Genomic DNA, 26,104 nt, shown 5'->3' with positions numbered 1-26,104 from the left:
AACGCCATGTCTTCCTCCTCCCCCGCAACCCTTTCGCAATCATTATTCGCCCATTCGCGCTGGTGGCAAAATCGGACTTTGCGCCGTTTCGTCCGCCATAGGCTCGCGCTCCTCGGCGTGGCCATGATCACGCTCATAGTCCTTGCCTGCCTGCTCGGGCCGTCACTGCTTCCCTATGACGAGCTCTATATCGACCTGCGGGCTCGTTTCGCACCGCCCTTTACGGCCGGCTACCATATTTTCGGCACTGACCCGCTTGGGCGCGACGTTGCTGTACGCCTGTTCATGGCAGGCCGGATTTCGCTCCTCGTCGGCTTCTTCGCGATGGTGCTCAGCACACTGACCGGCACGGTGATCGGCGTGGTGGCGGGCTATTACGGTGGGCGCATCGGGATATTGCTGATGCGCTTCGTCGATGCCTTTCTGTCCTTTCCCAGCATCTTCCTGCTGCTGGCGCTGGCCGCCTTCATCAAGCCGAGCCCCTTCATGATCACCGTCATCATCGCGGTGACGAGCTGGATGGAGACCGCGCGCATCGTCGAGGCGGAAGTACGATCGCTGCGCGAACGCGATTTCGTGCTCGCCGCGCGCATGCTCGGCCTCTCCAACAGATGGATCATGTTTCGCGAACTGCTGCCGAACGCCATCGGCCCGATCATCGTCGCCGCTACGCTGACGGTCGCCCGCGCCATCCTGCTCGAAGCCTATGTCAGCTTCCTCGGCTACGGTATCCAGCCGCCGCTCCCGAGTTGGGGCAATATGCTGAACGGCGCCCAGCAATATCTCGCCAGCGCACCATGGCTGGCCATCGTCCCGGGCGTCGCCATCACGCTCGCCGTCACCAGCTTCAACTTCATCGGCGACGGCCTGCGCGATGCGCTCGATGCCCGCAGCGATCTGCACTGAGGATGCGGGATGACAAAATTTTCGCCGTTCAAAACAACCCTGTGGTATGCCACCGCTGCCCCCGCACCCGATACAACGGAGCTGGAAGGCACGATCAAGGTCGATGTCTGCATTGTCGGTGGCGGCTATACGGGCCTGACCACCGCTCTTGAGCTTGCGAAGAGCGGCACAAGCGTCGTACTTCTCGAAAAGGAGGAAATCGGCTTCGGCGGCTCTGGCCGTAACGCCGGGCACTGCACGCCGACTTTCACCCATTACAGCCTGCCGGAACTGCGCTCCATGCTGGGCGAGCCCTGGGCCGAGCGATTGATCGCCCGGCAGACGCGCGCCAACGACCGTGTCTCCAGCATGATCCGGCAGTACCAGATCCAATGCGAATGGCAGCAGAACGGCTATGTCATGGGCGCGCTTTACCCCGGCTTGATGAAGACAATCGAGGAGAAGGTTCGCACCTACAATGCTGTCGGCGCGAAAACGCGGGCCATCGGCAGGGACGAGGTTGCAGCGATCACCGGCAGCCCGCGCTTTCACGGCGGTTGGCTGCATGAAGAGGCCGGCCATCTTAATCCCCTCGGCTATTCTCGTGGTCTCGCACGTGCCGTCATCCAGGAAGGCGGCGTCATTCACACCGATTCGCCAGTGACCGGATGCGAGCGCGTGGCGGGCGGCTGGGCGGTCAGCACGCTGAAAGGGAAAGTCATTGCCGACAAGGTGATCTTCGCGACGGGCGCCTATACCGTCGGCGGCTGGCCGAAACTCGATCGGACCTTCAAGATCCAGAGGGTCTTCGTCGCCGCTACCCAGCCGCTTTCCGACGACGAGCGGCTGTCGGTGCTGCCGCGCAACACCACCATCCATGATGGACGTGGCGATATCTATGTCTACAAATACAATGCCGAAGGCCGGATCGTCGCCTCCATGTTCCCGATGGGACGGCGCGGCCGCGACATGGACTATACGCGGCAGGTCATGAGCGACCGGCTGAAATGGCTGCATCCGCAGATCAAACAGGAGATCCGCTGGGAATATTTCTGGTTTGGCGAGCTGGACATGCAATACCGCACCATCCCCCGCCTCTACGATCTGGCACCAGGCGTCGTGGCGCTGACGGGCCTGTCTGGCCGCGGCGTGCCAACAGGAAGCATGCTCGGCGGTATCCTCTCGGAATGGGCCAGAGGCGTGCCGGAAAAAGACCTGTCGCTGAAGCTGGAGCCGCTTTCAGCGGCTCCCTTCTATATGAATTATGGTCCGAAGCTGACGCTGCGCTATTATCGTATTTCGGATTGGATCAAGACCAAACTGGCGGACGTTCCTTTGCCGCCGCATGCCTGATCGCCGCCAACATCCTCGATCAGGAGAAGGCCGAAATGCCGGCAGGCGCGACAGGTTTGACCGTGAAGATCGCTTGTGTGCGCTCACGGACACTCTTGAACCTGTCTGCTGCTGTTCCGATCAAACTATCTGACGAAGCGTTCCGGCCGGAAAGGGGCTAGAAGCGGATGACGCTTGCCGGTGGCGATCTCGTCGGCAAGCAGTTCGCCGGCGATCAGGCCGAGAGTGGCACCGCTATGGCTGAAGGCAACGAAATAGCCCGGTATGGCCTGCAATTCGCCGAAAACCGGCTCGCCATCCCCCGGAATGGGTTTGGGACCAACGCCGTAGTCGCCGATTTCGAGCTTCGGATTCCCCTCCAACACCTTTGAGGCTTCCTGCAGGAGCCCTTCAAGGGTCGAAGGCTTGATTGCATAGCTGCCATCGTCCTTTACGACAACCTCTTCTTCCGACCAGGCTGAATCGAGCGCAAAAGCGCCGTCAGGAGTGGGCCTGATGGCAACCCTTGGCGTATTCAGCACGGCCTTCAGAGGATGCTTGACCGGCTTCGTCCGAACGAGAAGAGCGATCGGCGTATCGTCGCCAATATGCTGACCGGCTTCCGCGACGATCGCCGGCACCTCGCCGCCAGCCGCCAACAATACGGCATCGGCGGCCCAACGGGCGCCATTGGCAGTCGTGACGCCCCGGGCGCGGCCATCCTCCACCTTGATAGCCGCCCGGCCGGCATCGGTGACGATTTCGCCGCCCAATGCCCGGAACTCTTCGGCAAGAACGCCGATCAGGGACGGCAGATCGACCCACCCCTCGCCCGGATTGAAGATTGCGCCCTGCTGCGTGACGGCGCTTGCATCGACGCCTGGCGTCACTTTCGCAATCTGGCCCGGCGTCAGCAATTGGGCATGGTAGCCAAGGTCACGCTCGTAATCGAAGACGGCGGCAATGTCGTTATCGGCTTCGTCGGCATCCCAGGTCAGGCCGCCGTCGAAACGTAGCCATGCCGCGTCCGGATATCGTGCGGAAAGCGTGCGATAGCGGTCGATGCCGGCGAGACGCAGCCGATGATAGGCATCGGAGCGGCGCCTTGCGGAATTGAGCCAGGCAAGCGAGCGGCCCGATGCACCATTCGCCAGTGGGCCGTCGTTGATCAGCGTTGTCTGAATGCCTAGTCGCGCCAGATGAACGGCCGTGGAAACCCCGAAGATACCGCCGCCGACAACGACGACTTTTGAAGAACGAATGGGAGCATGCATGTTGGAAAACCTTGTCAGTAGGGAATGTTACGATGGAATGGCCGTCTGATTTCTCGCCGGCCCGTTTGTCAGAGGACCTCGGCGAGGAAGCGTTTCAGCCGTTCGCTTTGCGGATTGTCGAAGATCTGTTGCGGCGGGCCGGCTTCAACGATGCGGCCTTCATCCATGAAGACGACCTGATCGGCGACCCTGCGGGCAAATCCCATTTCGTGAGTAACAACTGCCATGGTCATGCCCTGGCGCCCGAGATTGGCCATCAGGTCGAGCACCCCCTTCACCAATTCCGGATCGAGCGCGCTCGTGACCTCGTCGAAGAGGACGACTTCCGGATCCATGGCGAGCGCCCGGGCAATGGCGACACGCTGCTGCTGGCCGCCGGAAAGACCGGCTGGGCGATGGTCCTTGCGGCCACCAAGCCCCACTTCCGCCAGGCGGGTCTCGGCAATCCGGCGCGCCTCAGCTTTCGGCATCCTCTTGATCTTCGTCAGCGACAGCATGACGTTTTCAAGCGCGGTGTGATCCGGAAAGAGATTGAAGTGCTGAAACACCATGCCGACGCGGCGGCGCAGGCTTTCCGGCTTCATGGACAGGATGCTTTCGCCATCGAGCTCGATGTCGCCGCGCTTCGGCTCAACGAGCCTGTTCAAGCACCGGAGCAGCGTCGACTTGCCCGATCCCGACGGCCCGATGATGCAGGTCACCGTGCCTCTGGCTATGTCGAGATCGATGCCTTTCAGCACTTCGAGATCGCCATAGGACATGCTGAGATCGCGGATTTGAACGGCCCCACCTTTGAAGCGCGAAGCAGCGGCGTCGGAAGGCGCCCCGGTACCCGAAGCGGCCTCCAGCTCGCCGACCTCGACAAGGCCGCTCGTGCCACCGGATCCGCGCCCCTGCCGTCCAAGGCGCAAACGCGCGTCGATGTAGTTGACGAGATGCGTCAGCGGCACGGTGATGACCAGATAAAAGATGCCGGCCAGCAGCAGAGGCGAGAGATTGCCCGTCACAACAGCCTGATCCTGGCCGACGCGAAAGATTTCGCGCTCAGAGGCCAGCAGCCCCAGGAAGTAGACGAGGCTCGAATCCTTGACGTTGCCTATGAACTGGTTGACGAGGGCGGGCAGGACACGCCGGACCCCTTGCGGAATGACGATCAGCCGCATGCCCTGTCCGTAACTCATGCTCAGCGCGCGACAGGCTTCCATCTGCCCCCGCTCGACGCTCTGAATGCCGGATCGAAAGATTTCGCCGATATAGGCACCGGCGATCAGGCTCAGCGCGATGATGCCAAGCGGAAAAGGCGACGGCCCGAAGATCTCGCGACCGATGCGGGCAAAGCCCTGGCCAATGATGAGGATCGTCACGATCGCCGGCAGGCCGCGAAAAATATCGGTATAGATGCGCGCCGGCAGGCGCAGCCAACGTGACTGCGAAATGCCCATAACGGCGAGCACCATGCCGATGATGACGCCGAGCACGGTGGAGGCTGCCGCCAAAATCAGTGTGTTCTTCAGTCCGACCGTGATCATGCTCGGCAGGACTTCCGCCATCGCACCCCAATCGAGGAAGCTGCGACGGAGATTTTCAAGCCAATCCATTCAATTCCTCATGAAATTCGTGAGGCAGGTTGATGCTGCTGCCCGGGAAGCCGGGCAGCAGCGCGGCCTTACTTCTTGGGAAGGTATTGATCGGGCATCGGCGAGCCGGGGAACCACTTCTCATAGAGCGTCTTCCAGGTGCCATCCTGCATCGCTTCGTGCAGCGCCTTGTTGAGCGCCAGCCGGAAGGCGTCGTTGCCCTTGTGGACGACGAAGCCCGCCGGTGCGTCGAAGGATGGGATATTCACGGCAATCTTCAGTGCCGGATAGCGCTCGCTATATTGTTTGGCTGCTTCATAATCGAGGAAATGTGCGTCGATGGTGCCGTTGTTCAGCGCCGCCACGGCAGAATTGTTGTCCGGAAATTTGACGAGATCGGTGCCGGTGAAATTCTTCGTGGCATAGACCTCCTGCAGCGTGCCCTGCACGACGCCGAGGCGCTTGCCCTTGAGGCCGGCTGCATCCTTCATCGAGGCATCCGATGTCAGAACCGAGAGATAGCCGGCGAGATAGCCATCGGAGAAGTCGACCGTCTTCTTGCGTGCTTCGGTCGTTCCGATCGCCGCGACGGCGACGTCGAAACGCTGGTTGGCAACGGAGGGCAGCAAGGCCGAGAACTCCTGGCCGGTAAACGTCACCTTGTCCTTGGGAAAGCCCATGCGGGAAACGACGTTCAGAAAGAGCTCTATATCGAAGCCGGTGAATTGCCCATCGGCCGTCGTGAAGGTGTAGGGCTTGGAATCTCCCATCGTGCCGACGCTGATGACGTTCGGATCGATCAGGTTATAGGGATTGTCGGCGGCGATCGCCGGGCCGACGCTTGCCGCGACGATATAGGCGAGCACGCCAGCGCGCAGAGGCGCGGCGATGGCCGAGAAAATGCTGGATAGGTTCATGTTCGTTCTCCGCTCTGAAGGATGCTCTTATCGGCATTCATGCATGCGCGTCCGCATCTCCACTCCTTGCGGCAGCAAGAGACTTTCTGGACGAGAGACCGGTATCATATAAAAAGAGACCGGTCTCAATGCTATTTGTTAACTTCAGATTGACCGCCCGTCAACAACTCTTGTAATCGTCATCCCATGGAAGAGCCCCTCACCTCGAAACGCTCCGTAACAGTCGCCGATGTTGCCAGGGTCGCTAAAGTCTCGAAGGCGACCGCTGCCCGTGTGCTCGGCGGCTATGGCGTCGTCAGCGACAAGGTTCGCGAGCAGGTGCTTGCCGCTGCGGCAGCGCTCGAATACCGGCCGAACGAACTTGCCCGGAGCATGACGACAGGCAAATCCGGCATCATCGGGGTCGTGGTCGGCGATATCGAAAATGCCTTCTTCAGCCTTGCCGTCCGGGGCATCAGCGATGCCGCGCGCATGGCCGGCTTCAATGTGATCATTGCCAATTCCGGTGAAGAACTCGATGCGGAAAAGTCGGCGGTCGACCTGCTCATCGGCAAGCGCGTCGATGGATTGATCGTAACGCCGGCACGCTGCGACCGAATGGAGCATCTTCAGGACATACGCCGCGTCGGCGTGCCTCTCGTCCTCTTTGACCGAAACATTCCGGAGCTCGGCGTCGACGCCGTGACGGGCGCCGATTTCGATGCCGCCATGGTCGCCACCCGCCATCTTCTCGACATGGGGCATAGACGGATCGCCTATATATCGGCGATGGATGCCGGGAGCGAACCCCTTGGCGATATCAGCAGCATTTCCAATTCTGCCGTGCGCGAACGGGTGGATGGCATGTTGAAGGAGCAGGCCGATGCGGGCATCGAGAACGCGCTATATTACGTGCGGCTCGGCGCGACCGACCAGTCAAGGACGGATGATGTCGTCAAGAGCCTGCTGCACGATGCGGCGCCTCCGACCGCCATCATAGCGTCGGACAGTCTCGTCGGGCTCAGGGTCTTCAAGACCTTGCAAAAACTGGGATTGTCCATGCCGCGCGATATATCGATGATCTCTTTCCTTGATGCGGACTGGACGACCGTCACGACACCGCCGATCACCGTCGTCGACCAGCCCGTCTACGAAATGGGAAAGAAGGCGGCCGAGCGTCTTATCTCGCGGCTGAACGGCAAGGATCTGCCCGTCGGGCGAACCGCCATCAAAACAGGCCTGATCGAGCGCGGATCGGTCGCCTCACCATCTCACGACAGCAATCGATAACGCCTCGCTTGGTAAGTCACAGCGCGGATATGATCGCGATGCGCTTGGCGCACGCCAGCCCCATGCAATCTCAAGGACAGAGCCGGCAGATTGCCGGCGACTGCCGCTTCAAGCCGCCGGTTTGCCGGTCCCCGGCAAACCTTTGCTTCATTATCCTGATCAGCACAGCGAGATACAGGAGAGACGAATGCGCGGTGCTGACATTCTGGTAGACATGCTCATCGGATACGGGGTTGATACGATCTTTGGTGTCCCCGGAGATACCAATGTGCCGCTCTATGAAGCACTCCAGCACCGCGAAGGCGAAATACGGCATGTGATGGCCCGCGACGAGCGCTCTGCCGGCTTCATGGCGGATGCTTACGGGCGGTTCACCAACAAGCCCGGCGTGTTTGAATGCCCATCGGGCGCCGGCGCGATGTATTCCTTGCCGCCGGTCGCTGAATCGAACGGATCGTCAGTGCCGGTAATCCTGCTGACCATCGACATTCCACTACCCGGCGAGGGGCGCGGCGTCCTGACGGAATTGGATTGCGCGAAACTGTTCGAACCGGTCACAAAGCTGTCCGTGCAGGTAAAGACGCCGGAAAAGCTGCCCGAAATCATCCGCCGCGCCTTTCGCGTCGCCTGCTCAGGCAAACCTGGCGCCGTGCATCTGCAGATCCCCGAGGATATGCTGCTGGCCGAAATAGACCTGACGCGAATATCTCTGCATGTCGAGGAGGAATGCCGTACCTTCCCTGCTTATCCCACGCTGCCGCCGCGCTCGAAGCTCGAAGAGCTGCTGGAGCTTCTTTCCAGGGCCGAGCGACCGCTGATCGTTGCGGGAGGTGGGGTGAACCGCGCCCGTGCAGGCAACGAGATCACCCGGCTTGCCGAAAAATTCAACGTGCCGATGTGCACGACGATGACTGGCCAGGGTGCAATCGATGACGACCATCGCCTCGCAATCGGCGTCATCGGCGACAACGGATATCATCCGCATGCGAACTGGGCACTTGAACATTCCGATTTCACGCTGTTCGTAGGCTCGCGCATCGGTTCGGTCGTCACCATCGGCTGGACCTTTCCGCGGATCACGCTCAGTAAACGCCTGGCGCAGATCGATATCTCGCCCGAGATCATGGCGAACAACTACGAGAATCTGCTGTCCATCCCGGGAGATGCCTTGCTTGTCCTCACGGAGTTGCTGGAGCTGAAAGCAAGTATCGAGCCCGCATTGCACGAAGCCTGGGTCGGCGAGCTCAACCGGCGTCGGCAAGTCTTTTGGGAGCATGCGGAGGAGGCGCTTTCCGACGAGCGGGTTCCTTTACGGCCCGAGCGCGCCGTGCGTGCTTTCAATCAAGCTTTGCAATCTTCCGGCAAGCCCGCGCTCATCTACTCCGATGCAGGAACGCCGACCCCATACATGACGCGTTTCCTCAAAATCAATGACCGCGAAACCCGCTTTGCCATACCACGTGCCTTTGGTGGCCTGGGTTCAGCGCTTCCCGCCACAGTCGGAGCCTGGCGGGCCGATCCATCCAAGAGGCCGATCGGTCTCTTCGGCGACGGATCGTTCGGCATGACGGTCGGCGAACTGGAAACGCTGGTGCGCCTGCAGGTGCCGGCGATCCTTATCCTCTTCAACAACGGGACATTCGGCTGGATCAAGGGCCTCCACCGGCTCAAAGGCCATAATCATTGCTTCGGCGTGGATTTTCTGGCGCCGCGCGGTCAGGCAATCGCGGAGGCTTATGGTCTCAAGGCATGGACGGCCAAAACGGCTTCGGAACTCGATACTGCGTTGGCGTCCGCCTTTGCTCACGACGATGGGCCGTGCTTCATCGACGTTCATGTCGAATCCATCGCAGACCGGGTACCGCCGGTCTATTCATGGCTATTGAAGCGGGGAGAGGATCCGCTCGAGCTAAAGCCGGTGGAGAAGGCCTATTTTTGATCCAAGGGATACGCCAGAGGCAGGAATTGCCGCCGGCGCGTGAATTCGGTGGCGAACCAATCGCGGAAGATCCGCACGTTGGCCGAGTTCATCCGCGCCTGCGGGAAACAGAGATAAAAGCCTTCCCCCGACGTCTGGAGCCTGCTTAAGGCGGGCTTCAGAATTCCTGCGGCAAGTTCGGTGCGCACATGGAGCTCGGGAACGACCGCCAGCCCCATGCCGCTGATGGCACATTCGAGGATCATATCGAAGTTCGGCAAGCGCGGACCGTAGATGCGGCTCTTGTAGTGCACGCCTGCTCCCCGCAGCCAATGCAGCCACAGGCTCGGCCGGCTGGAATTCTGGATCAGCGGGTATTCCAGCAGCGCCTCGTCGTTTGGCAGGCCTTGCAATGGCACCAGATTCGGCGCTCCCACAACGATCAACTCCTCATCGAAGAGCAACTGACTGCGCGCCCCGCTCCAATTGCCCGTACCGCGCACGAACGCAAGATCCAGCTCGGATGCCGCGAAATCGAGATCGTGACGGCAGGGATAGACCTCGAACCATGTTTGAGGATGCGCGGCCGCAAAAGCAGTCAGCATCGCAGCTCCCCAGCGCCGCATCAATGTCGGCGGAAAGCCGATCTTCAGCATGCTCTGCGCCTTTCGACCGCGGACGGCATCGATGGAGACATCTTCCAACTTGTCGAGCAGGCGCGAAATCTCATCGTAATAGCGCGCGCCCTCCTCCGTCAGCACCAGCTTCGGGCCGGCGCGCTCGAACAGGGTAAGCCCAAGAAAATCCTCAAGGTTTTTTATCTGCCGGCTGATGCCGCTCTGCGTGATCCCCATGTCCTCGGCAGCCTTGGTAAAGCTCAAGTGACGCACGGATGCATCGAAGGCATGCAGGGCACTCAAGGACGGCAGAAAACGGCGCATGACGAAGCTCCTGTTGACCAGCATGAATAAAAGTCATGAAGAACCCATTTTTCAATGCTTTTCTTTGGGAAAATTTGGCCCCAGTCTTCCCGCAAAAGAAAGTGGGAACGACATGGACTACGGCGACAGCATTGACCGCAATCTGCTCAGCATCCTGGAGGAAAATGCACGCGTAACGGCCAGTGAACTGGCGCGACGCGTCGGCCTCGCGCGCTCAAGTGTCCAGGAGCGTATCGAGCGGCTGGAACGTCGCGGCGTCATCCTTGGCTATCGTGCGATCGTGGGCCGTCGCGAGATTGATCAAAGCGTTTCAGCCTATATCTTCATCACCACCGCCCTGCGCGCGACGCAAAGGCTGTTTGCGGTATTGCGCGGCTATCCCGAGATCCTGACCGCCGACGCGATCAGCGGCCCGGCCAACATTCTCTGCCGCGTGAACGTCAATTTTTTAGAAGATCTGGAAGCGCTCATCGACGAGCTTGCGCGGATCGAAGAAATCGAAAGCGTGACCTATTCGGTCGTCCTTTCCAACAAAATCAATCGCGAAAACGCATTGATCGCCCGCAAGGCGCAATAGGGAACGAGCAATCAACTGGGATATGACCATGAACAGACGTGATTTCGGAAGGGCAGTGCTGCTCGCAGGCGCTGCTGCGCTACTTCCATCCTCCGCACTTCTTGCAGCGACCGAAGGTCCGACGCTCGAAGCGATCCGGGCGCGGGGGGCGCTACGGATCGGCGTGTTTGCAGGCACCGAGCCTTATTATCACAAGAATCTCGCAACCGGAGAATGGGAAGGTTTCTGCGTCGCGATGGGACAAGACCTCGCGCAATATATCGGCGTCAAGCTGGAACTGGTCGAGACGACCTGGGGCAACTCCGTGATCGATCTCCAAAGCAACAAGATCGATATCATGTTCGGGCTCAGCAACAACCCGGAGCGCGCCAAGGTTGTCGATTTCACCAAGGCACTGATGGACAATACCTTCACGCTCGTTGCCCGCAAGGATCTGGAAGTGACGAAGTGGGAGGAAATGAACAGACCGGAGATGCGGGTGGCCGTCGACCTCGGCTCGACGCAGGACAACTTCGCGCGCAAGAACCTGCCGAACTGCACGCTGGTTGCGCTCAAATCTGCCGATGAGACCATTCTGGCGCTTCAGTCGGGTCGCGCCGATGCCATCATCCAGGTCGCGCTCCTCGCTGTCGTGACGACGAAACACCTCGCTCCAAACGTCAAACTCATCATTCCCGACCCTCACGGAAGCCAGCCGACCACCATCGGCGTGCGCCGCGATCCGAATGGCGAGTTCCGCGACTATGTCGATGCCTGGCTTGCGGAACGCCGCGGACAAGGCAAGGTCTCGGGCTGGATTGTCGATAGCCTCGCGCTCGTGGGTGTCGACAAGGCTGCACTGCCTGCAAGCCTGACCTTCTGACAGGCACGATCATGTCGGTCTCTTCGGGTGCCTTGGGCATCATCATGCTGGATACAACGTTCGAACGCCCGCCCGGCGATGTCGGCCATGCTGGATCATGGCGCTTTCCGGTCCGGTTCCGTCAGGTGCGCGGTGCATCCGTTTCCCTCGTCGTCCGTGGGGGCGGCGAGGGTCTCGTCGACGATTTCGTCGCCGCCGGACGGGAGCTGATCTCGGAGGGCTGCAGCGCGATTGTCACGTCCTGCGGCTTCATGGCGCGACACCAACGGAAACTGGCCGAGGCGTTGGGCGTGCCGGTGGCTGCCTCCAGTCTCATGCAGCTGCCCATGGTCGAGATGGCGCTCGGTGCAGGCCTGCGCCCCGGCGTGATAACGTATGATGCAGGAAGCCTCGTTCCCGAAGTGTTCGAAGCCTGCGGAGCAGATCCATCCGTGCCCGTGCGCGGCGTGCCCGCCAACGGGGCATTTCACGCGCTCATCGAAGGCTCTGCCACATACGCTCACGCGGCGCTGGAGGCCGAAGTGGTCGATGCTGCACGCAAGCTCGTCGCCGAGCATCCGTCGGTCGGCGCCATCGTGCTGGAATGCACCAACATGCCACCCTTTGCGCAGGCGATCGCGACGGCTCTCGGCCTTCCCGTCTTCGACATCCTGACGTTGGGCGAGTGGCTTTTTACATCAACCTCTCCCCGGACTTTCAGCCGGGCCGAACAAAGCGCGCTGTGATGCAATATCAATGGGACTTTTCCAGCCTTTGGCAGTATCGCGGCCTGTTTCTTCAGGGCTTAGGCTACACGGTCGGCTTTACCATTCTGACCATCGTTTCCGGAATCCTTGTCGGCACGCTCTTCGCTCTTGCCCGGCTTTCGGGTCTGAAAATCGTCACCGTTCCGATCATGACGATCGTGGAACTCTTTCGCTGTACGCCCGTGCTCGTACAATTGGTCTGGTGCTACTATGCCCTGCCCATGCTGGTCGGAATTCAGATCTCCCCTGCGATGGCAGCCTTCATCACGCTGACCATGTACGGCGCCGCGTTCTATGCGGAGATTATTCGGGGCGGCATCGTCTCGATCGATGCCGGGCAATGGGATGCCGGCCGCGCGATCGGCATGCGTCGAGGCCAGTTGATGGCCAAGATCATTCTGCCGCAGGCGTTGCGCCGCATGGTGCCGCCGCTGGTCAACCAGTCTGTCCTGCAGCTCAAAAACACCTCGCTTCTCTCCGTGCTCGCCGTGCCCGACCTGCTCTATCAAGGTCAGCTCGTGACCTCGGCCACCTACCGGCCGCTTGAAACCTACACTTTGATTGCATTCGTCTATCTGGCGGTCCTGTTCCCTATGACACGCCTGGCGCACTGGCTGGAGGGTCGTAAGGCATGAATGGCAAGATAGAGAGAATGGGCGCAGAAGAGCCGATGATCGAGGTCGTGGGCTTGAAGAAATCCTTCGGTCCTCTCGACGTCTTGAAGGACATCAACCTTTCGGTGCCGCGCGGTCATGTGGTGGCGATGATCGGGCCAAGCGGCTCGGGAAAGTCGACCCTGTTGCGCAGCCTCAATCTGCTGTCATTGCCGGATGCGGGCTGCATTACCATCGGCGGGAGACGGATGGATTTTTCCGCGGGCCGGGTTGCCATGCGCGACCGGGACCTTGCGGCCTTCCGTGCCAATACCGGTATGGTGTTTCAGAACTTCAATCTGTTCCCGCATATGAGCGTCATCGACAACGTGATGGTTGGGCCTGTGAGCGTGCTGAAGCAGGACAGGAATTCCGCGCGAACCGTCGCGATGGAGCTTCTCGCCAAGGTCGGCCTGGTCGCGAAAGCCGACGCGCGCCCGGAGCAGCTTTCGGGCGGGCAGAAGCAGCGCGTGGCGATCGCGCGCGCGCTCGCCATGAAACCGGAAGTCATGCTGTTTGATGAGGCCACCTCGGCACTCGACCCTGCACTGGTCGGCGAAGTTCTGGCGGTCATTCGTCAGCTCGCCGAGCAGGGCATGACGATGATCCTCGTCACTCATGAGATGGCCTTTGCCCGCGATGTCGCCGATACGGTCATCTTCATGCAGGACGGCTTCGTCGTCGAGTCGGGTGACGCGCGCCAAGTCATCAACGAGCCTCGCGAGACGAGAACGCGAGAATTCCTCAGCCATTTCCATGGCGGACTTTCCTGAGAGCAGGACGAAACGGCAATGACAGGCAAGGTAATCGTTGTTGGCGCTGGCATTATCGGTGCCACCGCGGCATTGAGATTGGCAGAAGCAGGCTGGGATGTCGCGCTTTGCGACGGCAACGCCCCGGGTAGCGAAGCCGGGGCAAGCTACGGCAATGGCGGCTGGATCAGCCCGGCATCGATCATTCCGATGAGCATGCCCGGCCTGTGGCGTAAGGTTCCCGGTTTCCTTCTCGATCGAAACGGGCCGCTGACGATCGACTGGAGGTCGCTGCCGCAGCTGACGCCTTGGCTCCTGCGGTTCTTGTGGGCTGGCGCCAGTAAGACCCGCGTACGCCGGACGGCGAAATTGCTGAACTTCCTGCTGCATGATGGCCCCGAGCGACATCTGGAACTCGCGCGAAAGACCGGACAGGAACAGCTCGTTCTTCAGAAAGGGCTGCTCTACGCCTATCCCGACCGGGCCTCCTTCGAGGCGGAAGCGCTGAGCTGGGAACTGCGCCGAGAAAACGGCGTGGCATATGTGGAGTGGGACGAGACCGAAATCCGGAAAAGGCTTCCGGCTCTCGGCTCCCCCTATCGCTTCGCCATCCATGTGGTGAACGGCGCCCATTGCCGCGACACCGGAAGCTATGTAGCCGGCATTGTGGAAGCCGCTCGACGCAAGGGTGTACAATTCCACCAGTCCGCCGTGACAGCTATCCTCGACGGCGTAACGCCGCAGGCGGTGCTGGAGGGTGGCGAGACGCTATCTGCCGACCGCATCGTCGTGGCCGCGGGCATACATTCCGGCCGCCTGCTTCGCCCGCTTGGCGTGCGCATTCCGATGCAGAGCGAACGGGGCTATCATGTGACTGTGACATCAGGGCAGGCACCCTTCGAAATTCCCGTCATGCCGAGTACCGGCCGGATGGCCAATACGCCGACCAATATGGGCCTGCGCCTTTCCGGCCAGGTCGAGCTTGCAACCGTGAACAAACCCCCTAATTGGGAGCGCGCGCAGGTGCTGCAACGCCATGCCCTGGCGAGCTACCCCTATCTGGCTGCCGACAAGACACCCCACCTTCGCCTCTGGATGGGACATCGGCCATCCACGCCCGACGGGCTTCCTGTGATCGGCCCACTGTCACGCCATCCCAGCCTGATCGCTGCATTCGGCCACGGGCATGTCGGCATCGCGGCAGCTCCCAAAACGGCGGATCTGGTACTCGACGCATTGGAACGTCGCATCAGCGACAACGCATGCCCTTTCCTACCCAGCCGCTTTGGGCAATGACCGATCGCCCACCCCAGCGGACCCCAAATGAACGCTCCTAGTGGGGAACTGAACCGATGGAGTTGCAATCACTGGATCGGGCTGGAAAGACCCTGCGATGGGCACCAGTTCGCGTTCGGATATCGGCAACGCCGGCAAGGATATTTTTCTTGGCGGCGCTGACGAGCGGTTTATCGATGAAAACCTGCAGGGGGAGACATCTCGCGCGCCAAGCGTCCAGCTCGCCGATGATCCGGTTTCGACCTAACTCACATGATTCTCGGAACGAATATAAACCTGCAGCGTGTACCCGATATGCTCGGTCATCAGCGCTCTGGCACGTTCCAGATCCCGGTCGAGGGCCGCTTCCATCAATGCCGTATGATGCTCGATCGCCATGGCGTCCTGCAAAGCGGCAACGGCTTTTTCATAACCGATCGAAAGGCCAGCAGCCGCGCGCTGCGTCGGCGCAAGGCCGAGAAAACGATGGTGGCGGCGGAGCTGATCCGAGATGGTGGACTGGAAACGCTGAAGCCAGTTCGACGTTGCCGCGCTGACAAGCGCAGCGTGAAAGGCGCTGTGCTTCTCATCCCATTCGTCCGCCATCTCCTCCGAGGCGGAGTCGGGCACGATCTTGCAGCGTGAGAGGCGATAATGTGCAGTAACGACGGCCGATTCCCAATCCGGGCCACCCTTCTCGATCGACTCCATGAGAAGCGGCAGCTCTACGACCATGCGCGCCCGCGTCAGATCCTCCAGTTCGGCCCGCGATACTGGAGCGACAGCGAAGCCGCGATTGCTGATCGCAGTCACAAGCTTTTCGGCCTCCAGCCGCGATAGCGCCTCGCGAAGCGGCGTCCAGCCGAGGCCGTAGATATCCCGAAGGGCGCTCAACCGAAGAGAGGCACCAGGCCTTAGCTTGGTATTGAGGATGTCGCGTCGCAACAGCCAGTAAGCCGCTTCCGTCTTGCTCAGCGCATCCTTGTCCTGCATGGCCCTCGTCCCGATCCTCCCCAGGCGCAGATTATATATAAAAGCTCCTTATCCGGAAATTATATATTATATATGCCCATCGTGAATATCATATATCACAAATTGACAGGCCTGCAGCACTCGCTATGATCCCTGCCCGAGAGAGCCGAAGGAAAACGGCTCCTTATTACACCGGGAGGAAAATATGCTGAGATCTACGTCCAAGTGGCTGGCCGGCCTCGCTGTCGTCGGCGCCTTCGCAGCAAGCGTTGCAACCGCATCGGCCGAGCCCATCAAGATCGCCATCGCCAACTTCGGCGAGCATCCGCAGCTCAACGCATCGATTGCCGGCTTTAAGAAGGCTCTTGCTGACAACGGCTTCGTCGAAGGCAAGGATGTCGTCTATTCCGAAAGCAACACGAGCTTCGACGCCTCGCTCGTTCCGCAGATGATCGCCAAGCTGCAATCCGAACATCCGAAGCTGATGTATACGGTGACCACCCCCGTATCGCAGATTGCCAAGAAGGCGCTGGCCGGCTCCGGCATTCCGATCGTCTTTACTGCCGTCACCGATCCCGTCGCCGCCAAGCTCGTCCCGTCCTGGGACGCCGGTGACACAGGCATCACCGGCTCGAGCGACCTGCAGGACATCTCGGCCATCCTCACCTTCACCAAGAAGCTGCTTCCGAATGCCAAGCGCATCGGCGTGCCCTACAATCCCGGCGAAGCTAACGACGTTGCGCTGATCGACAAGGTCAAGGCCGCCGCTCCGGCAGCCGGCTTCGAAGTGGTTCCGGTTGGCGTCGACAATGTCAACGACATTCAGCAGCGCATCGCATCGCTCGCCGGCAAGGCAGACGTGATCTACACGCCCGCTTCCAACCTATTGCAGCCGGCAATCCCCGCCGTTGCCGCCGCCGCCCGCCAGGCTCAGATCCCGATCGTCAATTCCGATGACGCGGCCGTCCGCAATGGCGTCGTGCCCGCAAGCTTTGCTGTCAACTATGAACAGGTTGGCGAAAATGCCGGCAAGATCGCCGCTGAGATCCTCAAGGGTGCCGATCCGAAGACGATCAAGCCCTCCGTTCCGGCTTACAAGGACCATGCGCCGCTGATCAACAAGACCGTGTTGAAGGCATTCAGCGCCGAAGTTCCGGCTTCGCTTGCCGATTGCAATTGCTTCACGAAGTAATAGGCGGCATTTTCTACTGCATAATTCCTTAAATCGATGTCGATCTAAGGATAAAATTATGCAGCAGCTTTAAAGTCCTACAGCGACCTTTGCGCGTCATATGTGACGCGCGGCGCTGTAGGATCAATCCGATCCATGGCGGCGTCAGGAACGCCGCCATTTCATAACCCTACACTGCAGGGGAGGCACGGATGCTTGAGATCAAATCCGCGCGCAAGGTTTTCTACAGGGGCCAGCCCGACGAAAAGGTCGCGCTTAATGGCCTGACGCTCTCCCTCAAGACAGGCGAATTCGGCGTCGTCATCGGTTCCAACGGCGCCGGCAAGAGCAGCATGCTGAATGCGATTTCCGGCGCTCTCAGCCTCGATTCCGGTCAGATCCTCATTAACGGTGATGACGTGACGAACATGCCGGTCCACAAGCGCGCCGCGCGTCTGGCTCGCGTGTTCCAGGACCCGATGAAGGGCACCGCCGCCAGCATGACTGTCGGCGAGAACATGCTTCTGGCGGAACTGCGCGGCAAAGCCAGAGGATTTCGGCCCGGCCTGAACGCGGCGCGGCTCGCCGCCTACAAGGAACGGCTCGCCGTTCTCGGCCTCGGCCTCGAAAATCGGCTGGACACAAAAGTAGAGCTTCTTTCAGGCGGCCAGCGCCAGTCGCTGTCGCTCATCATGGCCGTCGGTGGCTCGCCAGACGTGCTGCTGCTCGATGAACATACCGCAGCGCTCGACCCGCGCACGGCCGATATCGTCATGCAGGCAACAGTGCGCACGGTCGAGGCGCTGAAGCTGACGACATTGATGGTGACGCACAACATGCAGCACGCCGTCGATTTCGGCGACAGCATCATCATGCTCGATGCCGGCCGCGTCCATCTCGAAATTACCGGAGATGGCAAGCGGCGCATCACCGTGCCCGAACTGATCGGCCACTTCGCCGTCAAGACCGACCGCATGCTGCTGGTGAGCTGACATCATGATGGATTTCATTCAATCAACCGTTTCGAGCTTCGTCTCGCTCATCCCGGTCACGCTGGCGCAGAGCTTCATCCTGAGCTTCGTCGTCCTCGGCATCATGATCCCCTTCCGTATGCTGAGCTTTCCGGATCTGACCAGTGAAGGTGCGTTTCCGCTCGGCGGCTGCGTCTGCGGCATCCTGCTTGCCGCCGGCGTCGCGCCGCCGCTTGCCATTGCGGTAGCCTTCGCCGTCGGCCTTGCCGCCGGCTGCTGCACGGCCTTCATTCACCTGCGCTTCCGCATCCATACGCTGCTTGCTGGCATCCTGATGTCGACCATGCTCTATAGTGTCAACCTCGGCATCATGGGCAAATCGAACCTCTCCGTTTTCGGCTCTCCGACCGTGTTCGATGTCGTGCCATTCACCGAGCCCGGCTTTCCCGCGAGCAAGATCGTCATCGCCGGCCTGCTTGCCATCATCGTGTTGATCGCCCTTAACCTTTACTTCAAGACGGAGAAAGGCACGGCCATGCGCGCGGTCGGCTCCAATCCCGACATGGCCGAGGCACAGGGCATCAATGTCTGGGCTGCCACCATCGGCGGCGTCGGTATCGCCAGCGCCTTTTCAGCCGCCAGCGGCGCCTTGATGGTGCAGTCGCAGGGCTTTGCCGACGTCAACATGGGTATCGGCATCCTCATCAACGGCCTTGCAGCGCTGATGATCGGCGAAGCTTTCACCGGCAAGCAGACCGTCCTGCGTCAGTTGCTGGCGCCCTTCGTCGGCTCCATCATCTATTATCAGCTCGTGTCGCTCTGCCTTGCCGCCGGCATGCCGCCGCCGAACCTCAAACTCGCTACCGGCCTGTTCGTGCTGATCATGCTGGCGCTGCCGAGCATCCGCCGCAGCCGCGGCGGAGCCGTCACCCGAGAAACCATTCGCGAATAAGTTTACGAGGCAACGACATCATGGATAGCCTTCCCGATCTCGCGGCCGTCGAGGCCATGGACGAGGCCGACCCGCTGCGCGTCTTCCGCAGCCGCTTCGCCCTGCCCGCTGGCGTTATCTATCTCGACGGCAATTCGCTCGGCGCGGCCTCGCACGAGGTTTTTGCCGAAGTGCGCCAGGCCGCCATGGAAGAATGGGGCAATGGCCTGATCCGCAGCTGGAACAGCGCCGGGTGGTTTCATCTGTCACTGGAACTCGGTGATCGTATCGGCAGACTGATCGGCGCTGCCGAAGGGCAGTCTGTCGTGACCGACTCCACCTCGATCAACATCTACAAGACACTTCATGCGGCGCTCGCGATGCGACCGGATCGCAACGTGATCGTGGCGGAGGGCGACAGTTTCCCGACCGATCTCTACATGGCCGAAGGCGTCGTTTCGACGCGCCCAGGTGTCACGCTGCGCCTCGAAGGCCGCGATGCCGACACCATCGAGGAATTGATCGATGAGACCGTCGCCGTCGTTCTCGTCAATCATGTCAACTACAAGAGCGGCGAACTGCGCGACATGGCGGCACTGACGAAGCGCATCCAGGCAGCGGGCGCACTCGTCATCTGGGATCTGTGTCACAGCGCCGGCGCCCTGCCTGTCGATCTCGACGGTGCGGACGCCGATTTCGCCGTCGGCTGCACCTACAAATATCTGAATGGCGGCCCGGGCGCACCGGCCTTCATCTACGCGGCGAAGCGTCATCACGCATCGATCGTCCAGCCGCTCAGTGGCTGGTGGAGCCACGCCCGTCCCTTCGCCTTCGAACAAAGCTTCGACGGCGATGCCGGCATCAAGCGTTTTCTCTGCGGCACGCAGCCGATCCTCTCCTTGCGGGCTCTGAAAGGAGCGCTCTCCATCTGGGATGAGGTGGACATGAACGCGCTGCGCCGGAAAAGCATAGCGCTGACCGATCTCTTCATCCGTTTGGTCGAAGCCAAATGCGGCCAATATGGTGTGGAACTCGAGACGACGCGCGACAGCGAAAAGCGCGGCAGCCAGGTGTCCTTCATCCACAGCAATGCTTATGAGGTCATGCAGGCGCTGATCGAACGCGGCGTCATCGGCGATTTCCGCGCCCCGTCGACATTGCGCTTCGGCTTTACGCCGCTCTATGTCGGTTATCATGACGTATGGCGCGCCGTGACGGTGCTTGAGGAAATCCTGAGCAGCGGATCATGGAAGGACGCACGCTTTGCGGTGCGCGCGGCCGTGACCTGATCTACAGGCGTCGGCAGCTGGAGAGAGGAAGCTGAACATGAGCTATTTCAGGGTCACCGATTGGGACGCAGCCTATACCAATGGCGCCTATATCGTCGACGGCGATCACTGGCCAGCCGCCTGGGTCGAGCCGGCAAAATCCTTCCGTGACAGGCTGACGACCGCGGGACGCGCGAAACTCGATCTGGCCTATGGTCCTGCGGAGCGCAATCGCTTCGATCTCTTTCTGCCCGAAAGCCAGCCGCAGGGATTGGTGGTTTTCGTCCATGGCGGTTACTGGCTGCAACTGGACAAAAGCTACTGGTCGCACTTTGCAGCAGGCTCAATTATCAGAGGATACGCGGTCGCGATCCCGTCCTATACGCTTTGCCCGGAAAATCGCATCGCCGGGATCGGCAAGGAAATCGCCTCCGCGATCACGAAAGCGGCTGAACTCGTCAGCGGACCCATCGTATTGACCGGCCATTCGGCGGGCGGTCAGCTTGTCGCCCGCATGATGACAACGACATCGCCGCTGAACGAGACAATCCGCAAACGCATTCGCCATGTGCTTGCCATTTCCGGCCTTCATGATCTGCGCCCGATCATGAAGCGCAGCATGAACGCGCAGCTTCAGATCGACGACGCCGAAGCAAGGACCGAAAGCCCGGCTCTCCTCGAGCCGGTCGACAACATTCGCCTAACCTGTTGGGCTGGCGGTGCCGAGCGCGCCGAATTCGTCCGCCAGAATGCGCTGCTCGCCAATATCTGGACCGGGCTCGGCGCGGCGACCGAGGTCGTGGTGGAGCCCGACAAGCATCACTATTCGGTTCTGGACGGCCTTACGGACGCTGAGCATCCTCTCTCGCGGACCCTGCTTGCAGAATAGCGTCTTCGCAGCCGGACCAAAAGAAATGCCCTCGGCGCCACAAACACTGAGGGCATTATATCGTCAGCCGTTGACCGGCGCATTCATCGCCCAGGCGACGCCGAATGGATCGCGCAGCTGGCCCCAGCGATCGCCCCAGAACATAACCTGCGGCTCGACGACCACTTCCGCTCCCGCATCGACGGCACGCTTCCACCAGAAATCGAGGTCATCGACGACAAGCTGCATCGTGAAGGACTGCGGCTTTTCCAGCGCATGGCCGTATTCCGGAAAAGCGTCGCCGAGCATGACCGAGTTGCCGTTGATGTAGAGATGAATATGCATGGTCCGGCCTTTTTCATCGACCGGATACATGAAGGCCTGCTCGGCGCCGAAGGCGCGCTTGTAGAATTCGGCTGCCTTCACAGCGCCATCTACCGTCAGATAGGCTACGACGCCGCCGCGAACCGGCACGCGCGGCTGCTGGGACTGTTCTGTTGCATCACTCATGTTGGTCTCCTTGGAACGGTTCTTTGTGTCGCGCCCTTGTCGGGGCTGATCCAAGGACGTTGGTCAACCACCCTTCCCGACAACAAGTTACCAAATTTTTTTTGGTTATTAATTGCGACGGCCGCCCGAAGGTTTCGGCGGTCATGCATGCGCTGGTTTTCGGGCACGTAACGTCGGGGCGGGATAGGCCTCACGGAGAATTCGCGCCAGGGCATCCTCGCGTGACATTGGCCGGCCGAGCAGGAAACCCTGCACCTCGTGATAGCCCTCGGCTCGCAATTTTGCCAATTGAGCCTCCGTCTCGATGCCTTCAGCCAATGTGACCGCATTGAAGCCGGAGGCGATGCCAACTACGGCCCGCACGATGGCAAGATTACCGGGATCGGCATCCATGCCGGCGACGAAACTGCGGTCGAGCTTGATCTTGTCGAAAGAGAAGGAGCGCAGATAGCTGAGCGAGGAATAGCCCGTGCCGAAATCATCGATCGCGATGCGAATACCGAGCTCCTTGAGGGCACGCAGCAGCGATAAGCTTTGCTCGACCTCGGAAAGCAGGATGGATTCCGTGACCTCGATCTCCAGGCGTCCGGGACAAAGACCTGTCTCGCTCAGTGCTGAAACGACGGTGGCCAGCAGGCTCGAATGACGGAATTGATAGACGGAGAGATTGATTGCCACTTTCAGGTTGCCGGGCCACTCCATGGCGGTCCGGCAAGCTTCCCTCAGCACCCAGTCGCCGATCGGAACGATCATCCCCGTTTCTTCGGCGATGGGGATGAATTCTGCCGGCGAGATGAGTCCGCGCTTCGGATGGCGCCAGCGGATCAGAGCTTCGAAGCCGGAGAGAGTATCTTCGTCCAGACGAATGATCGGCTGGTAATGAAGTTCGAATTCGTCGTTCTGCAACGCCTCACGAAGCTCCAGCGTGAGCTGATGGCGCCGTTCAGCTTCGAGCCGCATCTCCGTCTGGTAGAACCGATAGGTCGAACGGCCGCTCGTCTTGGCGGCATAGAGCGCCAGATCCGCGTCCCGCATCAGCACGTCAGCATCGTTGCCGTGCTCGGGCGCAATGGCAATGCCGATGCTGCAGGTCACATGTTCCCGGACGCCATCGAGATCGAAGGGTGCCGACAGCGATTGCAACAACAGGTCGGCGAAGCGCCGGGCTCGCCCGGCATCCGTCATCCGTAAAACCAGCGCGAACTCGTCGCCGCCCAGGCGCGCGACCAGATCGTTCCTCTCGGCAAGCTGCTGGAGGCGCTCGGCAACCTGGCGCAGGAGCATGTCGCCGGCGGCATGGCCCTTGCTGTCATTGATATGCTTGAAATGATCGACATCGATATAGAGCAGCGCGATTGGCTTTTCCGGCCTCGCAGCAGCCACCTGCCGCACGATGTTCTCGGAAAAGAAAGCTCTGTTCGGAAGCCCGGTCAAGGAATCATGCATGGCAAGATGCGCAAGTCTTGCCTCGACGCTGCGCTCCTCGGTCACATCCTGGGAAATGCCGAGAACATAGCGCGGCGCTTGCCCTGACGGGGCGGGAAGCGCCCGTTTCGCTGTCTTCAGGATACGCAATACGCCATCCACCGTGTGAATGGTTTCCTCGAAGTAGACGGTTTCGGCGGTTTCGAAGGCAAGCTTGTCCTGCTCCCGGAAAAGCGCCGTCTGCTCATCGGAAAATATCGCACGATCCGACTTGCCGATCACATCTGGTGCTGCCTGCCCGACGATGGCGCCGCACGCCTCATTGAACAGGATATAACGACCATCCCGCTCCATGTCCTTGACGAAAACGCCGACGGGGAGATTGTCGACGATGCTGTCCAGCAGCGACTGGGTGGCATCGACCTGCCGCCGTGCCGCATTGACCTCGGTGCGGTCCTGCACGATCGCCAGAATCGCCATCTTGCCGTCGAAGCGGATTTCCCGCCCATAGGTCAGAACCTCGAATGTCTCGCCATCCGCCTTCAGATGCGTCCAGCGTTGCGCCGTCTCGATGTCGGTGCGGTGGTACACCGCATCGAGCATGCGTTCGCGCTCTTCCGGAGGCCGGATATCAAGGACGGTCATGACCGCAAAAGCAGCGAGGCTATAGCCATAGAGATCGCGGGCAGCATCGTTGACGATCAGGAATTTCAGCGTCTCGGGATCATAGACCCACATCGGAGACGGATGCGTCTTGAAAAGTGACCGAAAATCGTCGTTCGGGGCGTCGGGCCAAACGGAATTCATAGGAAGGTCGACCTTGCCAATTCGAGTTTGAAGATCAGCGAATTGGACATTGATAGACGAGAAAACTAAATAAAATCAAAATTGTAACAAGGTTAAACTTTAGGCAAAAGCCTATCGAATATGCAACAGCAGGCTTTATTCCTCCGCCCCTTTTCACCGACATGGGACGGCAAATGCCGTGAGGTTCAAAGCCCTGCTTTGCCGATCGCATGGATGACGCCGTGAAGTTCGCCAAGACCTTTCAAGCGGCCGATGAGGGAATAGCCGGGATTGGTCGGCTTATCGATATCGTCGCCGATCAGATGTCCGTGGTCCGGCCGCATCGGGATCATATGGTCTTCCCTGCCTTCCTCGCGACGCCGTGCCTCCTCCGTGAGCAATGTGCGCAGGATGGCATACATATCGCTGCGCCCCTCCAAATGGGAGGCCTCCACGAATGAACCATCGGCTTCGAGCGCAACGTCGCGCAGATGTGCGAAATTGATGCGCGAGGCGAATTCGCTTGTGATAGCAAACACATCATTGTCGGCGCGAGAACCGAGAGATCCGACACAGAGCGTCAAACCGTTGGCCGGATCGTCGACATTGCCGAGGATGCGCCGCAGATCCGACGCCGTCGAGACGACGCGGGGCAAGCCGAAAAGCGAGATGGGCGGATCGTCGGGGTGAATCGCAAGCCTCGCGCCAAGCTCTGCTGCAACCGGCACGATCTCGTGCAGAAAGGCTTCGAGATTGGCCTGGAGATCCCCAGCCGTCATACCGTCGAAGAGTGCGATGGCCGAGCGTATGGCATCGCGGCCATAGCTGTCTTCGCCGCCAGGAAGACCGGCGATGATGTTATTCTCCAGCCGTTGCACGGCCTCCGGCGAGAGCCCTTTCAGCCGCTCCTCGGCACGCCGCAGCAGGTCCGGCGCATAATTTTCTTCCGCACCCTTCCTGCGCAGGACGAAGACGTCATAGGCAACGAACTGCGCCATGTCGAAACGCAATGCGAGCGCGGTGGTCGGCATTTCGAAGCGCAGATCCGTACGCGTCCAGTCGACGACCGGCATGAAATTATAGCAGACGGTTTTGATGCCAGCGCGGGCGAGATGGACGAGACTGTCCTTCCAGACACCAATCGCAGCCTTTGCCCCTGCCCCGCCGAGCTTGATCGCGCTTGGCACCGGGATCGATTCACAGACGCTCCAGCGCAACCCCGCCGCTTCCACCAGCGCCTTTCGCGCTTCGATTTCGGCCGGCGTCCAGACGCGCGAATGCGAGACTTCATGCAATGCCGTGACGATGCCTGTCGCGCCGGCCTGGCGCGCATGCAAGAGCGGAACGAGATCCTTCGGGCCGAACCACCGCCAGCAGCTTTCCATATGATGCCCCCTCCATTTGTCGGTCAAAATACCGCTGAAAAGCGAAATGTCCATCATCTTTGGTCGCTTGACGCCACTATTGACCAACAATATGCTTTCAACAACGGAGGAGAGACGGTGGTGGATACCGCTGATATCGAGGATAGAGGTTCCGCGGTCGATCAGGTGGTCGACGCGCTGCGGCGACTGATGCGCGAGCGCAATCTCGGTCTCGGAGATGCCCTGCCCTCGGAAGCCGAGCTCGCTTCCATGTTCAATACCAGCCGCAATACGGTGCGCGAAGCGATCCGCATCCTGAAGGCCTATGGCATTGTCGAAAGCCGCCAGAAGGTCGGCGCGGTGATTACGGACCGCCGCCAGCAGGCACTGATGGACCTCTTCTCCTTCGCTATCGACATCTCGGCGGAGAGCTTTCTCGATATCCAGGGATTTCGTCGCCTCATCGAGGTCAATCTCAGCGATCTTCTGTTCGAAACGCTTGATGAAGTCGCCATCGACAGGCTGCGCTCCATCAACGACGCGATGAAGGCCGCATCGACATTGGCCGAGGCTGCGGAACTTGATTTCAGGTTTCATGCCACCCTTGTCGGCTTCGCCGGCAATCAGACCCTGTCACAAGTCTATGGCATTATGCAGCCATTGTTGCAGCGGCTGATGGAGGCGGGCAAGCGCTCCCGCGAGGCCGTCGACAGTGCCTACCATGATCATCGCGCCATCATCGAAGCGTTGGAACAACGGGATCGAATCGCTTACGCCTATCACATGAACCGCCACCTGCAGGCGGGCCTGCAGTTCATCGCGCCAAAGGCTGTTTGAGACATCCATTTCATCACGGATAC

General features: G+C 60.3%; 25 protein-coding genes. 17 read left to right on the top strand and 8 right to left on the bottom strand.

Annotated elements, in window-relative coordinates; genetic code table 11:
• Positions 1-6 precede the first annotated feature (6 nt).
• Together GDN47_RS10430 and GDN47_RS10425 are read left to right on the top strand one after the other, a co-directional pair.
• Complete coding sequence (locus GDN47_RS10430; protein ID WP_152093249.1) at positions 7-906, top strand: ABC transporter permease; 900 nt, start codon at positions 7-9, stop codon at positions 904-906.
• A 9-nt stretch (positions 907-915) separates the two neighbouring features.
• On the top strand, positions 916-2,238 hold the full coding sequence (locus GDN47_RS10425) for an NAD(P)/FAD-dependent oxidoreductase (protein ID WP_152093248.1): 1,323 nt from the start codon (positions 916-918) through the stop codon (positions 2,236-2,238).
• 125 nt (positions 2,239-2,363) lie between these two features.
• Here GDN47_RS10425 and GDN47_RS10420 read toward each other — a convergent pair whose 3' ends face one another.
• The 3 genes from GDN47_RS10420 to GDN47_RS10410 form a co-directional block, all read right to left on the bottom strand.
• Positions 2,364-3,491 (bottom strand): NAD(P)/FAD-dependent oxidoreductase, encoded by a 1,128-nt coding sequence (locus tag GDN47_RS10420; RefSeq protein ID WP_152093247.1) that lies wholly within the window; start codon positions 3,489-3,491, stop codon positions 2,364-2,366.
• 68 nt (positions 3,492-3,559) lie between these two features.
• Positions 3,560-5,089: an amino acid ABC transporter permease/ATP-binding protein gene (locus tag GDN47_RS32670; RefSeq protein ID WP_152093246.1), complete on the bottom strand. Its 1,530-nt coding sequence runs from the start codon at positions 5,087-5,089 to the stop codon at positions 3,560-3,562.
• Between the two features lie 68 nt (positions 5,090-5,157).
• Positions 5,158-5,985 (bottom strand): ABC transporter substrate-binding protein, encoded by an 828-nt coding sequence (locus GDN47_RS10410; protein ID WP_152093245.1) that lies wholly within the window; start codon positions 5,983-5,985, stop codon positions 5,158-5,160.
• A 186-nt stretch (positions 5,986-6,171) separates the two neighbouring features.
• On the opposite strand from GDN47_RS10410, the gene GDN47_RS10405 reads away from it, so the two are divergent.
• Together GDN47_RS10405 and GDN47_RS10400 are read left to right on the top strand one after the other, a co-directional pair.
• A complete protein-coding gene (locus tag GDN47_RS10405) occupies positions 6,172-7,254 on the top strand; it encodes a LacI family DNA-binding transcriptional regulator (protein ID WP_152093244.1) in 1,083 nt (360 codons plus the stop codon).
• Between the two features lie 187 nt (positions 7,255-7,441).
• Positions 7,442-9,193, top strand: coding sequence for a thiamine pyrophosphate-binding protein (locus GDN47_RS10400; RefSeq protein ID WP_152093243.1), 1,752 nt, complete (start codon positions 7,442-7,444; stop codon positions 9,191-9,193).
• On the opposite strand, the gene GDN47_RS10395 is transcribed toward GDN47_RS10400, so the two are convergent.
• Entirely contained in the window at positions 9,184-10,113 is a 930-nt protein-coding gene (locus tag GDN47_RS10395) for a LysR substrate-binding domain-containing protein (protein WP_069614756.1), read from the bottom strand. The two genes, GDN47_RS10400 and GDN47_RS10395, sit on opposite strands and share 10 nt — an antisense overlap.
• On the opposite strand from GDN47_RS10395, the gene GDN47_RS10390 reads away from it, so the two are divergent.
• The 7 genes from GDN47_RS10390 (at position 10,112) to GDN47_RS31960 (ending at position 15,246) form a co-directional block, all read left to right on the top strand.
• Positions 10,112-10,690, top strand: coding sequence for an Lrp/AsnC family transcriptional regulator (locus GDN47_RS10390; protein WP_233788580.1), 579 nt, complete (start codon positions 10,112-10,114; stop codon positions 10,688-10,690). The genes GDN47_RS10395 and GDN47_RS10390 overlap by 2 nt on opposite strands.
• A gap of 28 nt (positions 10,691-10,718) precedes the next feature.
• Positions 10,719-11,552, top strand: coding sequence for a transporter substrate-binding domain-containing protein (locus GDN47_RS10385; RefSeq protein WP_152093242.1), 834 nt, complete (start codon positions 10,719-10,721; stop codon positions 11,550-11,552).
• A gap of 11 nt (positions 11,553-11,563) precedes the next feature.
• Positions 11,564-12,277, top strand: a complete 714-nt coding sequence (locus GDN47_RS10380) for an aspartate/glutamate racemase family protein (protein WP_152093241.1) — start codon at positions 11,564-11,566, stop codon at positions 12,275-12,277.
• Positions 12,277-12,933 (top strand): amino acid ABC transporter permease, encoded by a 657-nt coding sequence (locus tag GDN47_RS10375; RefSeq protein WP_152093240.1) that lies wholly within the window; start codon positions 12,277-12,279, stop codon positions 12,931-12,933. The genes GDN47_RS10380 and GDN47_RS10375 overlap by 1 nt, the downstream gene beginning before the upstream one ends.
• The gene (locus tag GDN47_RS10370; protein ID WP_285772583.1) at positions 12,930-13,724 is read left to right on the top strand and encodes an amino acid ABC transporter ATP-binding protein; all 795 of its coding nucleotides are present in this window, start codon (positions 12,930-12,932) and stop codon (positions 13,722-13,724) included. The genes GDN47_RS10375 and GDN47_RS10370 overlap by 4 nt, the downstream gene beginning before the upstream one ends.
• Before the next feature lie 18 nt (positions 13,725-13,742).
• Positions 13,743-14,999, top strand: coding sequence for an NAD(P)/FAD-dependent oxidoreductase (locus GDN47_RS10365; RefSeq protein WP_152093239.1), 1,257 nt, complete (start codon positions 13,743-13,745; stop codon positions 14,997-14,999).
• A 97-nt stretch (positions 15,000-15,096) separates the two neighbouring features.
• Positions 15,097-15,246, top strand: a complete 150-nt coding sequence (locus GDN47_RS31960; protein ID WP_173002476.1) for a hypothetical protein — start codon at positions 15,097-15,099, stop codon at positions 15,244-15,246.
• On the opposite strand, the gene GDN47_RS10360 is transcribed toward GDN47_RS31960, so the two are convergent.
• Positions 15,243-15,971, bottom strand: coding sequence for a GntR family transcriptional regulator (locus GDN47_RS10360; RefSeq protein ID WP_152093238.1), 729 nt, complete (start codon positions 15,969-15,971; stop codon positions 15,243-15,245). The two genes, GDN47_RS31960 and GDN47_RS10360, sit on opposite strands and share 4 nt — an antisense overlap.
• 184 nt (positions 15,972-16,155) lie before the next feature.
• Here GDN47_RS10360 and GDN47_RS10355 point away from each other — a divergent pair, with 184 nt between their 5' ends.
• The 5 genes from GDN47_RS10355 to GDN47_RS10335 all read left to right on the top strand — a co-directional run bounded on the left by GDN47_RS10355 (position 16,156) and on the right by GDN47_RS10335 (position 21,180).
• Entirely contained in the window at positions 16,156-17,142 is a 987-nt protein-coding gene (locus tag GDN47_RS10355; RefSeq protein WP_152093237.1) for an ABC transporter substrate-binding protein, read from the top strand.
• A 191-nt stretch (positions 17,143-17,333) separates the two neighbouring features.
• Positions 17,334-18,113 carry an ABC transporter ATP-binding protein gene (locus GDN47_RS10350; RefSeq protein WP_069610409.1) on the top strand — a complete coding sequence of 260 codons (780 nt, stop codon included), beginning with the start codon at positions 17,334-17,336 and terminating at the stop codon, positions 18,111-18,113.
• A 7-nt stretch (positions 18,114-18,120) separates the two neighbouring features.
• Positions 18,121-19,044 carry an ABC transporter permease gene (locus GDN47_RS10345; RefSeq protein ID WP_069610480.1) on the top strand — a complete coding sequence of 308 codons (924 nt, stop codon included), beginning with the start codon at positions 18,121-18,123 and terminating at the stop codon, positions 19,042-19,044.
• A 20-nt stretch (positions 19,045-19,064) separates the two neighbouring features.
• Positions 19,065-20,312 (top strand): kynureninase, encoded by a 1,248-nt coding sequence (kynU, locus tag GDN47_RS10340; RefSeq protein ID WP_152093236.1) that lies wholly within the window; start codon positions 19,065-19,067, stop codon positions 20,310-20,312.
• Between the two features lie 37 nt (positions 20,313-20,349).
• Positions 20,350-21,180: a hormone-sensitive lipase gene (locus tag GDN47_RS10335; protein ID WP_113350545.1), complete on the top strand. Its 831-nt coding sequence runs from the start codon at positions 20,350-20,352 to the stop codon at positions 21,178-21,180.
• Positions 21,181-21,243: 63 nt separating this feature from the next.
• On the opposite strand, the gene GDN47_RS10330 is transcribed toward GDN47_RS10335, so the two are convergent.
• The 3 genes from GDN47_RS10330 to uxuA form a co-directional block, all read right to left on the bottom strand.
• The gene (locus GDN47_RS10330) at positions 21,244-21,669 is read right to left on the bottom strand and encodes a VOC family protein (RefSeq protein ID WP_152093235.1); all 426 of its coding nucleotides are present in this window, start codon (positions 21,667-21,669) and stop codon (positions 21,244-21,246) included.
• Between the two features lie 141 nt (positions 21,670-21,810).
• Complete coding sequence (locus tag GDN47_RS10325; protein WP_152093234.1) at positions 21,811-23,901, bottom strand: putative bifunctional diguanylate cyclase/phosphodiesterase; 2,091 nt, start codon at positions 23,899-23,901, stop codon at positions 21,811-21,813.
• Between the two features lie 185 nt (positions 23,902-24,086).
• Positions 24,087-25,265 carry a mannonate dehydratase gene (gene uxuA / locus GDN47_RS10320; protein ID WP_113329825.1) on the bottom strand — a complete coding sequence of 393 codons (1,179 nt, stop codon included), beginning with the start codon at positions 25,263-25,265 and terminating at the stop codon, positions 24,087-24,089.
• Between the two features lie 120 nt (positions 25,266-25,385).
• Here uxuA and GDN47_RS10315 point away from each other — a divergent pair, with 120 nt between their 5' ends.
• The gene (locus tag GDN47_RS10315; protein WP_233789847.1) at positions 25,386-26,081 is read left to right on the top strand and encodes a FadR/GntR family transcriptional regulator; all 696 of its coding nucleotides are present in this window, start codon (positions 25,386-25,388) and stop codon (positions 26,079-26,081) included.
• Positions 26,082-26,104 lie beyond the last annotated feature (23 nt).

Source organism: Martinezella dioscoreae (genome assembly GCF_009176305.1).
GTDB classification, from domain to species: domain Bacteria; phylum Pseudomonadota; class Alphaproteobacteria; order Rhizobiales; family Rhizobiaceae; genus Rhizobium; species Rhizobium dioscoreae.
This window is presented reverse-complemented; position numbering and strand designations above follow the sequence as displayed.